The organism is Pseudomonas kulmbachensis (assembly GCF_963681935.1).
Taxonomy (GTDB): domain Bacteria; phylum Pseudomonadota; class Gammaproteobacteria; order Pseudomonadales; family Pseudomonadaceae; genus Aquipseudomonas; species Aquipseudomonas kulmbachensis.
This window is the reverse complement of the sequence record NZ_OY817088.1, coordinates 2,555,020-2,566,914: the sequence shown is the minus strand read 5'-3', so window position 1 is coordinate 2,566,914 and position 11,895 is coordinate 2,555,020. Positions and strand designations below refer to the sequence as shown.

General features: G+C 55.8%; 10 protein-coding genes and 2 pseudogenes. 6 read left to right on the top strand and 6 right to left on the bottom strand.

What is annotated here, in order from left to right:
- The 5 genes and pseudogenes from U5A05_RS11670 to U5A05_RS11650 all read left to right on the top strand — a co-directional run bounded on the left by U5A05_RS11670 (position 1) and on the right by U5A05_RS11650 (position 4,755).
- Positions 1 to 1,041: a fimbrial protein gene (locus tag U5A05_RS11670; RefSeq protein WP_019822634.1), complete on the top strand. Its 1,041-nt coding sequence runs from the start codon at positions 1 to 3 to the stop codon at positions 1,039 to 1,041.
- A gap of 328 nt (positions 1,042 to 1,369) precedes the next feature.
- Complete coding sequence (locus U5A05_RS11665; RefSeq protein ID WP_261742217.1) at positions 1,370 to 1,816, top strand: hypothetical protein; 447 nt, start codon at positions 1,370 to 1,372, stop codon at positions 1,814 to 1,816.
- Positions 1,817 to 1,998: 182 nt separating this feature from the next.
- Positions 1,999 to 3,204: a response regulator cyclic di-GMP phosphodiesterase PvrR gene (gene pvrR, locus U5A05_RS11660; protein ID WP_321836446.1), complete on the top strand. Its 1,206-nt coding sequence runs from the start codon at positions 1,999 to 2,001 to the stop codon at positions 3,202 to 3,204.
- Positions 3,205 to 3,352: 148 nt separating this feature from the next.
- Positions 3,353 to 4,145 (top strand): annotated as a pseudogene (locus U5A05_RS11655) (IS3 family transposase); the annotation flags it as partial.
- Between the two features lie 229 nt (positions 4,146 to 4,374).
- The gene (locus U5A05_RS11650) at positions 4,375 to 4,755 is read left to right on the top strand and encodes a type 1 fimbrial protein (RefSeq protein ID WP_321836445.1); all 381 of its coding nucleotides are present in this window, start codon (positions 4,375 to 4,377) and stop codon (positions 4,753 to 4,755) included.
- A 393-nt stretch (positions 4,756 to 5,148) separates the two neighbouring features.
- On the opposite strand, the gene U5A05_RS11645 is transcribed toward U5A05_RS11650, so the two are convergent.
- The 3 genes from U5A05_RS11645 to msuE form a co-directional block, all read right to left on the bottom strand.
- Positions 5,149 to 5,490 carry a hypothetical protein gene (locus U5A05_RS11645; protein WP_261742214.1) on the bottom strand — a complete coding sequence of 114 codons (342 nt, stop codon included), beginning with the start codon at positions 5,488 to 5,490 and terminating at the stop codon, positions 5,149 to 5,151.
- Between the two features lie 303 nt (positions 5,491 to 5,793).
- Positions 5,794 to 6,888, bottom strand: a complete 1,095-nt coding sequence (gene sfnG, locus U5A05_RS11640; RefSeq protein ID WP_261742213.1) for a dimethylsulfone monooxygenase SfnG — start codon at positions 6,886 to 6,888, stop codon at positions 5,794 to 5,796.
- Between the two features lie 46 nt (positions 6,889 to 6,934).
- Positions 6,935 to 7,498 carry an FMN reductase gene (gene msuE / locus U5A05_RS11635; RefSeq protein WP_261742212.1) on the bottom strand — a complete coding sequence of 188 codons (564 nt, stop codon included), beginning with the start codon at positions 7,496 to 7,498 and terminating at the stop codon, positions 6,935 to 6,937.
- Between the two features lie 389 nt (positions 7,499 to 7,887).
- On the opposite strand from msuE, the gene U5A05_RS11630 reads away from it, so the two are divergent.
- The gene (locus tag U5A05_RS11630; RefSeq protein WP_321836444.1) at positions 7,888 to 9,126 is read left to right on the top strand and encodes an acyl-CoA dehydrogenase family protein; all 1,239 of its coding nucleotides are present in this window, start codon (positions 7,888 to 7,890) and stop codon (positions 9,124 to 9,126) included.
- A gap of 38 nt (positions 9,127 to 9,164) precedes the next feature.
- Here U5A05_RS11630 and U5A05_RS11625 read toward each other — a convergent pair.
- From U5A05_RS11625 to U5A05_RS11615, 3 genes and pseudogenes are all read right to left on the bottom strand, one after another.
- Positions 9,165 to 9,317 (bottom strand): annotated as a pseudogene (locus tag U5A05_RS11625) (aldehyde dehydrogenase family protein); the annotation flags it as partial.
- A gap of 133 nt (positions 9,318 to 9,450) precedes the next feature.
- Positions 9,451 to 10,815: an MFS transporter gene (locus tag U5A05_RS11620; RefSeq protein WP_321836443.1), complete on the bottom strand. Its 1,365-nt coding sequence runs from the start codon at positions 10,813 to 10,815 to the stop codon at positions 9,451 to 9,453.
- A gap of 327 nt (positions 10,816 to 11,142) precedes the next feature.
- On the bottom strand, positions 11,143 to 11,844 hold the full coding sequence (locus U5A05_RS11615; protein ID WP_321836442.1) for a FadR/GntR family transcriptional regulator: 702 nt from the start codon (positions 11,842 to 11,844) through the stop codon (positions 11,143 to 11,145).
- Positions 11,845 to 11,895: the final 51 nt, after the last annotated feature.

The following is an 11,895-nucleotide window of genomic DNA, read 5'->3' as shown; positions in this document are numbered from 1 at the left end:
ATGTTTTTTTTATTAACGCATAAACATCGAGGACTGACCGCCGGATTGATAATCACCCTGGCAGCGGTCTCATCTAATAGTTATGCCTTGTCATGTAAAAAGAACGGCAGCATCCGTCAGGATATTGTGCTCGCTGAACAGATCAAGGTCTCTACTGCCAATACCGTGCCGGGCGCATTGCTGTGGCGCTCCCCGACGTTCACGTCGACCTTCCAGTGTGTTGACGATCGAAACCATCCTGGCGGAGAAAATGCCTACCTGTATTGGGACCCAAAAAACAATTTGAAGAGCATTCATAATTCAATTGAAATAGGGGTTAACTACGGCAGTATTGACTACAAGTTGGTGAATTCAGCGCGGCAAGATATCGGCCCCGGAACACGTTGCCGAAAAAGAGGCTCTACCTGCTTGTCGCCTGCGCAATCTCTCAGTTTGACGGTGTCCTATTCGATATATATAAAGGCCACCGGAGCCGCACCGCCACCGGGCGGCAGGATAACCAACACCGGGGCGTACTCCTTGTTCCAGGTCGATGGTGTGGGCGGACTTAACAATGTCGCCGACAGCAACTTCAATGCCTATGTATCCGGGCTGGGCAATATCAGGTTTATCTCGTGTAACCCTAAAGTGACCGTGACTGCAAATAACGGCTCGGCTGTAAACTTTGGTAGCATTCCACGTCAAAATGCCAGGGTGGGGTTCATCGAAAAACAGGTGCCCTTCTCCATAAGCGCCGACATCTCAGGGCCCGACAGTGGCCAGGATTGCCAGGGACAGGTTCTGAACGCCAGCTTCAGCTCGACATACCCCGTGCAGGACACAACCACTATCCTGCCGACCAGCAACAGCGGCTTCGGGATTGTGCTATCACAGCAAAATACACCGATGAGCTTTATCCCTATGAACACCCCCGTAGAGCTGGGACTGGTGAATGGCACCAACGTCAGAAAAAACTTTTTAGCGAGCCTTAAGTGGCTCAGTACTACGCCTAAAGTTGGCCCTTTTCGAGCATCTGCGAACATCGATATTACCTTCAAGTAATATATAATGGCCACCTGCCATCAATTATGAGTACCGCAATGCACAAACAATATCGGCCTTTTGAAGCGCTGTACCTTTACCCGCTATTAATGTGAGGTCTCTTTAATAACACCTGGTGCGGACTATGTCCTCACCCTCTATAACCACATTAATGGGCATGGATTTAAATAATCTGTGCCCTGGCATCATCATCACTAAAGCCGATAACTTGATCACCGAGTATTGCCTCTGTGACGGGTGACTGCCGGGCAAAAACCTATTGACCCCGCACATACACACAACATATGCGACATCAGGACTGCATATAGCTCCAGGAGGAAGAAGCGTTATGAATCAAAGTAACAACGTAGAAGTCACATCTGCAGAAAAACTCGACGTGACCATTCCACAGAACCTCTATGAATCCCTAGTGACTCTTGCTACCCGACACGACCGAAGCATAAGCGGCGAAATAAAACAAGCGTGGATGCAGTGGACCGACCAGCTATCGAGCCTGAAACTCATATTGGCGCTTCTTACATCCCAGAACGGCAACGCGGCTGAATCAACCGATACGCACATCAGTCTTCGTACGGCACCGAGCAACATAAAACACCACCTTTGCAAGTTCAAAACAGGCCAAGTGCACCAAATTAAAGAACAAGCAAACATCTTAATGGTTTCGATGAATACCGTTATTTTGAAAGCATTAGTGTGGTGGGTTAATACCTGGAAGCGTGTAGACCTTCTCAACTCGGGTGTTATGAGCCTCCCGGAAATCCATCTCGACTCGTAACGGAGGTTGCCCGTATCACGATTTAAATCCTGGCGTTGATAACCGTTTGGCACGTTTTTAACTGACTGGACGGCATGGGCATGGATGCCCACTGGTGGCCGGACGGGCTCGCGTGTGAATGCGGGATTGAATAACTGGCTGATCAGGCATTACTGCTTTCAACACAATTTAAGGAGGGACCCGTGAAACCCTATCGTGTACTGATCGTTGAGGCGCATCCTTTTCAGCTTGAGTATGTGCTGAAAGTTTTTAATGAGGTTGGCGGCTTTACCGTAGACACCGTCCGGGATGGCGTTGTCGCGTTGGAGTGTCTAGCCCGTCATGCCTATGATTTGCTTCTCTGCGACTTACTGATGCCCATCATGGACGGCGTGCAATTGATCCAGAAAGTTGCTGCCCTGGAACAACCACCAGCGCTGGCATTGGTCAGTGCCGCGCCGCGTCGCATGCTGGTCAGTGCCGAGTTGGCGGCTAAAAACCTTGGGCTCTCAGTCCTCGGCCTGATCGCCAAGCCGGTTGAGACCGATGCGCTCAGACATTTGAAAGCACGCCTAGCGGTAGCCCGACTCAATGCTGAATCGGCCTGCGTACATACCCTCAATATTGACCCGCGCAGTATCGAACTGGCCATGAACAATGGGCAGATTCAAGCCTGGTTCCAACCCAAGATATCGCTGCGTAATGGCAACATTCTCAGTGCCGAAGCCCTGGTGCGCTGGGCCCATCCAGAATCCGGGCTGTTATTGCCCAAAGATTTTCTATCCGCACTGATCAGCCTGGGGCTGGAAGAGCGACTACTGTGGCTGATGCTCGAGCAAACCTTGCAGGCGCAAAGACAGTGGCGCGCGCTGGGCCGGGATATGCCTGTGTCAATCAACTTGCCTACTCACTTACTGAATGAGCACGACTTGGTTGACCGTTTGCACAATTACGTTGTGAACCATGGTACTGAGCCGAGCCGCATCGTCTTTGAGTTGATGGAAAGCTCAACCACCGAAGAGCTGGGCAATTATTACGCCGGCGCTTGCCGATTGCGCATGATGGGGTTTGGTTTAGCTCAGGATGACTTCGGCAAGGGATTCAGCTCCTACTTCAATCTGGTTTCCACGCCCTTCAGTGAGCTCAAGATAGACCGTTCATTGGTGCATGGTTGTGCTGAAAATGAAAGTCTAGCCTCAGCACTGAGCAGCCTCGTGGATCTGAGTCGAAAACTGGGCCTTACGGTGGTTGCTGAAGGTGTAGAGACCCGAGCAGAACTCGACTTTCTACGCAGTATCGAATGCGACCAAGCGCAAGGCTTCTTCATCGGTGGTGCCACGTCATGCAGCAACTTTGTGGCGGATTTACAAGCTTACCAATTCAACTGCCCATCTTTTAGCGTCAGGTGAAGCCGATGAAAAGTCGGCCCACTATTTACACTCCTCGCTGCGAGTCAAGTGAGTGGTTCCCTTTCAAGAGCTATGGCGTGCTCTTGTAGTGGTCTAATGATTCCGGACACCCATTTAGGCGAGAATGCTCGCCAGATCGAGGTGTCAGATGACCAAACAACGCCGTGTCTTTTCCGCTGAATTCAAACGCGAGGCTGCTGACCTCGTGCTAAGCAAAATCACAGCTTCATCGAAGCCAGTCGCTCATTCGGCATTAGCGAGTCGGCTCTGCGCCGTTGGGTTGGCCAGCTTCAACAGGAACGCACAGGTGTAACCCCACAGAGCAAGGCGTTGACCCCATAGCAGCAAAAAATCCTGGAGCGGGAAGCTCGAATCGCTAGTCTCGAACGAGATAAATCGATACTAAAAAAGACTACCGCGCTCTTGATGTAGGAAGACCTCTAGCGCACGCGCCGATCCATCTGCTAAGCGCCCATGAACCCATTGAAAGCTTGTGCGAGGTGTTCGAAATCACCCGTTCGACGTACTACGCCCATCGCCTGAGGCGGCGATCTCCGGGTGTTGAGAGGATTCGATTACGTAGTCGAGTCAACGAGCTGTTCACCCAAAGTCGAAGCGCTGCTGGCAGCCGCAGTATTGTGTTGATGTTACAGGAAGATGGCGAGCAGATCGGACGTTTCAAGGTGCGTGGCTTGATGCGGGGGTTGGGGTTGATCAGCAAGCAGCCTGGCGCACATGCCTACAAAAAAGCAACGGTAGAGCGGCCTGACATTCCAAACACACTGAATCGTGAGTTCGATGTTCCCGAGCCAAACAAGGTTTGGTGCGGTGATATCACCTACATCTGGGCGCAAGAAAAATGGCACTACCTGGCCGTGGTTATGGATCTGTATGCGCGTCAGATAGTGGGCTGGGCGTTGTCAGGAAACCCGGATGCTGACCAGGCCGAGACAAAACTTAACGTCGTGTCCGGGATTAGTTAACCACTACACTATCGACCTATAGCTGCCGATAGCGACAGGCAGAAATCGGACAAAAGCGGATCTCCAATGACTCTACAACATTAGGGACGATTCACTTTCGAGAAAAAACATCTGAAGTTTCCAAAATAAACTCAAAATATCAGCCAGAATTATCGATGCGTTCCTTACAATCCAAAGGAGCATTAGCATGGACAATAATCGATTGGCGATAGGTACATTCCTGGTCTTTGCGTTGAGCGGTGTTAGCTTGGCTGCCGTCCCGTTAGGGCAAGGGGTTATCCAGTTTCACGGCAGTATTGAGGAGTCGGGCTGTATCACCAATGTAAAAATGAGTTCGACCTTTGAGTTCAAAAGGTGCCCGAGCCCACAGCTTGGCAGTGCGGTAAGCGTGCGTAGAGTTGAATCGGTCAGCTCTGTCAGTGCTACCGGGCATTCCAACGTCAAAGTCAAGTTGCTCGCTGGCAGCAGTCCAGATGGTCGCTATTACAATCAACAATACGAGTTGGTGGAAGGTTCGGGAAAACCGGTGCTGTCGGGAGCTTACGTGATCACTCTGACTTTGCCCTGAAGACTAATCGCTGGCTTACATTTGGGAGGCACCTTAGATCCAGATTGGAGGTGGAGGGGTAACTGCCACAACAATTTAAAGCCGTTCATAAATACGTCGTAAATGGTCACATGTCTCCAGAAACAGGAGCTTTGGGTAAACGGTATATCGCAGCCAATTTGAGCAACTACCAATTCGACATGCAGAAATTCGCAAACGAAGCGCAAGTAATGTCCAGTTCAGGCTCAGCAAGCAGCCCAAGCGTGGCAAAACTATGAAAGCAATCGTCCGAAACAGACGTACTGCAACCAGATAGGCACTCAAACTCTCTGTAACACCTATTGAACATTCAACGGCATATGTCATGAGGTCCGGCGATTCCATTCGAGAAAGCAAACCGGACCGCAACGAGCATTACCAGCCCATTTGAGCCTTGGTTTGCTTGCAGGTCGCTAACTGACCACGAAGCTTTCCAGCAAACATCTGAGTTTCCATTGACTGAACGGCTTGCGTAGAAGCGTATTCAGTCTGAATCTGGTCCAGCTTCGCCTTGGCATCAGTCAACTGAGATACACAGGCGTTAATGTCAGCAGAGGTCAGACTATGAGTCCCAGCCTCGTTTAGAGCCCCTTGTGGTCGGTTATCGAAAGCGACCTTCACTTCCCCAATCTTCTCCCGCACAACCTTCTCTTTGTCGTCACCACATCCGGCCAGTACAGACACAGCCAACAGCCCTAAAACGAATTGCTTGATCAATGGAATATCCCTTGTTCATTGATGAAAACAGGTCCTACACGCGCTCACAGGGCCACTCAGCGCCCAGCGATTTGCAGAGGGTGAACGCCCTCTCCCTACAGAGCTTTGAGAACGTTAGTCTTTTCAGACTCTCGAAACACGCATGGGTTCTGACACACGTCAAAATCAGCAGCAGTGGCCCCTCGCAGAATGTCACGTCGTAACCCGCCAGTTTCGGGATCGCGACAGACGAGGGCCCCAAGCCCGGCAAACACGCCGACGGCGAGCTCCCAGGCGCTTATGGTGCAGGGCGAAGCCCTCCTCTTACGCCACAGCTTTGGTCGCCACCGCCTCGCGCTCCAGCTCACGCACCAGCGGCAACACCTTGCGGCCGAAGTACTCCACCTCCTCCTGAAAGTGCAGAAAACCACTGAGCACCAGGTCCACGCCCACCGCCTTGAGTGCGACGATACGTTCGGCAATCTGCTTAGGCGTACCGATCAGATTGGTCTTGAAACCATCGTTGTACTGCACCAAGTCTTCGAAGGTGGACTTGGCCCAGTTGCCTTCGCCTTCCGGGCTGGAAGCTCCGGCGTTCTTCGCCTCGCTGCCGAAACCGTTAACGGCCTCGGGGTCGGCCTTGGCGATAATTTCCTGCAACACCGCGCGGGCCTCGGCCTCGGTTTCGCGGGCGATGACAAAGGCATTCACCCCTACTTTCACCGAGTGGCCATTGATCGCGGCCTTGGCCCGAATGTCGTCGACCTGGGCCTTGATGCCTTCGACAGTGTTGCCGTTGGTGAAGTACCAATCGGAGACCCGCGAAGCCATGTCCCGCGCCGCGCGCGAGCTGCCACCCTGGAAGATTTCCGGGTGCGGTTGCTGCAGTGGCTTGGGTTTGAGGGTGTAGTCGTGGAAACGGTAGAAATCGCCATGAAAACTGAAGTTATCCTGGGTCCAGATGCCCTTTAGCGCCTGGATAAATTCTTCCGAGCGACGATAGCGCTCATCGTGGTCCAGCCATGGCTCGCCAATGGCGCGAAACTCGCCTTTGAACCAGCCCGACACGATATTCACCGCGACGCGACCGTTGGTGAACTGGTCGATGGTGGCCAGCTGCTTGGCTGCCAGCACCGGACTCCATGGGCCAGGCAGGATGGCCGCGATCACCTTGAGCTTCTCGGTGGCGGCCAACAGTGCGTGGCTGATGGTCACCGATTCGTGCTGATTTTCGGCGCCATAACCGGCGGTAAAGCGGATCTGTGACAAGGCGTATTCGAAGCCGGCCTTTTCGGCGATTTGCGCCAGCTTGCGGTTGTAATCGATATCCCAGCTAGTGCGCTGTTCGATTTTGCTGACCACAAGGCCGCCACTGACGTTGGGAACCCAGTAGGCAAACTTAATGTTGTCCTGGCTCATTGCATGTACTCCATTGATTCGTTGAAGTGAGGGTTGAGCCGGAACGTCAGGCTGCGCTGGCGTCCGGTTGAACAGTCGGAGTGAGGCTCAATACCGCCGACTCGACAGCGCGCTCGATGCGCTCGAGCAACTGCGGGCTGGTGATTTGGTAATCGGTGAAATCGGCTTCGGCGGCATACACACCGATGGGCAAGCTCAGGGCCTGGAAAAAGCCGAACAGCGGGCGCAACTGGTGATCGATGATCAGGGCATGGCGGTCCGAGCCACCGGTGGCGGCCAGCAACACCGGCACGTTGTTCAACGCCTGGTGATGGACGAAATCGAACAGGTGCTTGAACAGCCCCGTGTATGAGGCACGGTATACCGGACTGGCAGCAATCAGCAGGTTGGCCGTTTCAATGGCCTGCAGATCGGCCTCGACCGCAGCGGGCAAGTCTTCACGGCGCAGCACCCCGGCAAACTGCGGTCCGACCTCGGACAACTCGATCAGGTGCAGCTCGATCGGAAGTTTTTGCGCAAGACCGGCGATCAGTGCCTTAAGCAGCACCAGGGTACGCGTAGGCCGCTGCACGCTCCCGGATACCGCAACCACTTTCAGTGTGCTGCTCATTGCCCGTCCTCGTGATGGCAGAGGCCACCGCGGCACCTGCGCAAGGACTAGAGCAGCAACCGTGCCAATTCAGTAATTCAATATAAATCAATTAGTTATGTATATTTCGTAAACGCTCAGTGTCGCCCGACGGACATGCTGTTGATCAACTGTTGCACTCACAACAGTTGTCACGCGGCGTTTGGCACATAGCCCCACCCGGACCTCTGTTGTCGGGCGGTCAGCGCTTCAACAAATTGCCCGGCAGGCGACAGGAGTGAGGACCGTTGACACCTCGCATGGCCTGTAAAACGGCTTTTACAGCGCCAGGCACGACCTGTGCACTGACAGCAGTACGCAACAGATCGACCGCGCTGTTGCGTCTCTTGCCTTCCAAAAGGAGTTGCACCATGACAGTCCAGCAACAACACCTACCACGCCCCCTCTCCACCGGTACTGACTACCAGGCCCTGGCCGAGCGCTTCCGGCCGATCTTTGCACGCATCGCCGCTGGTGCACTGGAACGCGAGCAAAGCCGCAGCCTGCCCTTTGAACAAGTGAAATGGCTGAAGGAAGCCGGCTTTGGCGCTGTGCGTGTGCCAACCCCGTACGGTGGCGCAGGCGCTTCCCTGCCCCAACTGTTTGAATTATTGATCGAGTTGGCCGAAGCGGACTCCAATCTGCCACAGGCGTTGCGCGGTCACTTTGCCTTTGTCGAAGACCGCCTCAATGCCCAAGCCGACGCACCACAGGACACCTGGTTCAAGCGTTTTGTCGAGGGTGAGCTGGTGGGCAATGCCTGGACCGAAATCGGCAGTGTCAAGATCGGCCAGGTCGGCACTCGTGTCTCGCGTCTGGGCGAACACTGGGTGGTCAATGGCACCAAGTACTACAGCACCGGTAGCATCTTCGCTGATTGGATCGACCTCTATGCCCAGCGCGATGACAACGGTGCCGACGTGATTGCCGCCGTCCGCGTGCAACAACCGGGCATCACGCAGAGCGACGATTGGGATGGCTTTGGCCAGCGCACCACTGGTAGCGGCACCTCGGTATTCGAAAACGTCGTGGTGGAGCCCGAAAACCTGCTCGACTTCGCCACCCGCTTCAAGTACCAAACGGCCTTCTATCAACTGGTGCTGTTGGCGGTTCAGACCGGTGCCGGCCGTGCCGCGGTGCGCGACATCACGGAAGAAGTGCGCACACGCACGCGCATCTTCAGCACCGGCAATGCCAGCCACGTCAGCCAGGACGTCCAGGTGCAGCAAGTGGTAGGAAAGGCATCGGCGCAGGTCTATGCCGCACGCGCCACCACCCTGCGCGCGGCGACCGCTTTGCAGATAGCGTATGAAAGCCGCTTCGCCCATAACGAAGTCGCAGAACGCGAGGCCAACATCGCGGCCGAACTGGAATCGGCCCAGGCCCAAGTGGTGATCGCCGACCTTGTGCTGCGCGCCACCAGTGACCTGTTCAACGCCCTCAGCGCCTCGGCCACCAGCACTGGCAAGGCCCTCGATCGTCACTGGCGCAACGCCCGCACTGCGGCCTCGCACAACCCGCTCATTTACAAGGAACGCATTATCGGCGACTGGGAAATCAACAATACCGAGCCGCCCTACGTCTGGCAGATCGGCGCTGGATCGAAGTAAGCCGACATCACGCGGGTGCCAGATACCTCACCAACTAATCATCTGTAATCAGCCTCAAGACAAAACAGATCGAAATCACCTGCAGACGACGGTCGAGCAGGTGAACGGACCGCTCTTTCCAGGTATTCGTCAAACCCCGACTCCCCCCACTCACGCCCATTACCCGACTGCTTATAGCCGCCAAACGGCGCGGCTGCGCTCAAGGGTTGTCGAGGTCGCGCAGTAAACCCTCTCTGGCGCCTTACCGGCAGCACCAGATGCAGGTATTTCATCATCGGGTGCTGTGATCAACATTGACTATTTAATTGGCAGAGCCTGACCCCTTCAGCTCTGTTCCGGGCTCTGCATCAGGCGCAAAACACTGGCCAGCGCGCCCGCCAGGGCAAAAGCGCAGCCCAGCCACAGCGCGTATTGCGGACCGCTGTCCGTAGACAGGTGAAAACACAACGCCACCAGTGACGCGCCGAGCGTTTGCCCCATCAGCCGCGAGGTGGCGACGATGCCACTGGCACCGCCACTGCGGGCCATCGGGGCGCTGGTCATGATTGCCTTGAGGTTGGGTGACTGGAAGAAACCAAAACCGGCACCGCACAAGGCCATGCGCCAACCGATGTCAAAGGTCGAAGCGTTGTTGCTCAACAGCGCCAGGGACGCCATGCCCGCGCTCAACATCAGCAGCCCGGTCCCGCACAGCAGCGCCAGCGACACCCGGTCCGCCAAGCGCCCGGCAATCAGCGCCATGACTGCCACCACCGCAGGCCAGGGCGTCATCAGGAACCCCGTGGCCACCTGGCTGTGGCCGAGCCCCGTCTGCAACAGAAAAGGCAGCGACACAAATGCCAAACCCTGGGCGCTGAACGCGCAAATGGCAGTCAGGGAGGACAAGGCGAACAGCGGCCGCTTGAACAGATCAATCGCCAGCATCGGCGCTGGATGCCCGGCCTGGCGCCGCATCAGCCATAGCCCACACGCCAGCGCCACGCCGATCAGGCCCAGACTCAACCCCCCCTCGCCCCCGTGCACCGATGAGCCCAGGCCCAGTACCAGCAAGGCGAACATCCCGGCACACAGGATCGCGGCCAGACGGTCGAAGGCATGCCCGCTGATGGGGATTACCGGCAATGAACGCAGCCCGAGAACAACGGCCAGCAGGCCCAGCGGCACATTGATCAGGTACAACCAATGCCAGGTGGTTACGGACAGGATCGCCGACGCTGCCGTCGGCCCCAAGGTAAAGGCCAGCCCCACCACCAGTGAGTTATAGCCCAGCCCACGGCCAAGAATTTTCGCCGGGTAGATATGCCGCAACAGCGCGATGTTCACGCTCATGATCGCCGCCGCGCCCAAGCCCTGTACCACTCGCGCTGCTGTGAGCGTCGGCAGTGACCAGGCCAGACCGCAGAACAGTGACGCGACGATAAATACCAGCAGGCCGCCGAGAAACACCCTTCGATGACCCAAAACGTCACTGAGCGCGGCGAAAGGCAGTACCGCAGCAATGGTCGCCAGTTGGTAGGCGTTGACCACCCAGATAACTGAGGCAGAGTCAGTGCCGATGCCTTCGGCCAGGGTCGGCAGCGCCGTATTGACGATGGCGGTATCCAGGGTCGCCATGCCGATCCCCAGGGAGATCGCGATGACCGCTGGCAAGCGTGTATTACTGGGCAACCCATCGGCAACTGAAGGCATGGTCAATCCGCACACAGGATAAAGGCGTCTAGATTAAGGGCTCCAGCGGATTTTTTCAGCGGGTAATTGCGCGATTTCATCTGCCGACAGGGAACGCAGGCCTTGGTAGCCGCTGCCGCAGGAACGAGGCTGAATTCGGTTGCGAGGCAATCGTAAAATCAAGGCCCCTTGTCTGACTGATACACCGCGCTGCCTGAATTTACGACGGCTGCGCTGCCGGACGCAGCCTCGTTCCTACGGCAGCGGCTAGAGGATTTTCGTAACGAGCCTTGCATTTCAGCCGCCCGCCACTGCACGTGTTCGAGCATGTATTCGATGTGTGTGAGGCTAGGGAGCCTCCAGCGCCCCCAACCAACGCGCTTCGGAACACAGTAAATGCTGGCGCATGGCAGTCTGGGCAGCAATGACGTCCTTGCATTCCAGGGCGTGCAAGATCGCTTCATGTTCGATCACTGCTGCATCCCAGGTGCCGTGGTTTTCCGAGCGCTCGCTAAGGTGCGCAGAAATTGGACTGTGACGCTCATCGAACAGCGAAGTTATGATCCTTAGCAACGCTGAGTTACCGGTCATTTTTGCCAGGCGGTGGTGAAACTTGCGGTCGTCTTCCAGCGGTGGGCGATTGGCTTCGATGCTCGCACGCATGGCCTCGATGCAATCCTTGAGGTAACGGTAGTCGCTTTTTTTCCCGTGCATGCACGCCAGCACCACCGCCTCGCCTTCGATCAGCGCCCGTGCCTGCATCAGTTCGGACGGGCTCTCGCCGAGCGTAACCGTTCGTGCGCCACCCTCGCGCAAGCGTGCAGCGACGTAGACGCCCGACCCCATCCTGATCTCGATGCTGCCTTCGATTTCCAAAGCAATCAGCGCTTCTCGCAGCGACGGTCGCGATACACCGAGCAACTGCGTCAGGTCGCGCTCAGGAGGCAAGCGCATGCCTACCTTGAAGTCACCCTGAACGATGTATTCACGCAACCGGTCGGCGATTTTCTGGTAGAGCTTGCGCTCTGAAGACGCAAAGGAAGAGACCATCGAGGCAGAGTCCGAGAAATGATGCCAAAGGCTACCACAGCGGTCGAGGCG

What these genes read in the sequence shown, in the direction of transcription:
- U5A05_RS11670 (WP_019822634.1), top strand. Translation starts at nt 1, where the DNA reads ATGTTTTTTTTATTAACGCATAAACATCGAGGACTGACCGCCGGATTG.
- U5A05_RS11665 (WP_261742217.1), top strand. Translation starts at nt 1,370, where the DNA reads ATGAATCAAAGTAACAACGTAGAAGTCACATCTGCAGAAAAACTCGAC.
- U5A05_RS11650 (WP_321836445.1), top strand. Translation starts at nt 4,375, where the DNA reads ATGGACAATAATCGATTGGCGATAGGTACATTCCTGGTCTTTGCGTTG.
- sfnG (WP_261742213.1), bottom strand. Translation starts at nt 6,888, where the DNA reads ATGAGCCAGGACAACATTAAGTTTGCCTACTGGGTTCCCAACGTCAGT.
- msuE (WP_261742212.1), bottom strand. Translation starts at nt 7,498, where the DNA reads ATGAGCAGCACACTGAAAGTGGTTGCGGTATCCGGGAGCGTGCAGCGG.
- U5A05_RS11630 (WP_321836444.1), top strand. Translation starts at nt 7,888, where the DNA reads ATGACAGTCCAGCAACAACACCTACCACGCCCCCTCTCCACCGGTACT.
- U5A05_RS11620 (WP_321836443.1), bottom strand. Translation starts at nt 10,815, where the DNA reads ATGCCTTCAGTTGCCGATGGGTTGCCCAGTAATACACGCTTGCCAGCG.
- U5A05_RS11615 (WP_321836442.1), bottom strand. Translation starts at nt 11,844, where the DNA reads ATGGTCTCTTCCTTTGCGTCTTCAGAGCGCAAGCTCTACCAGAAAATC.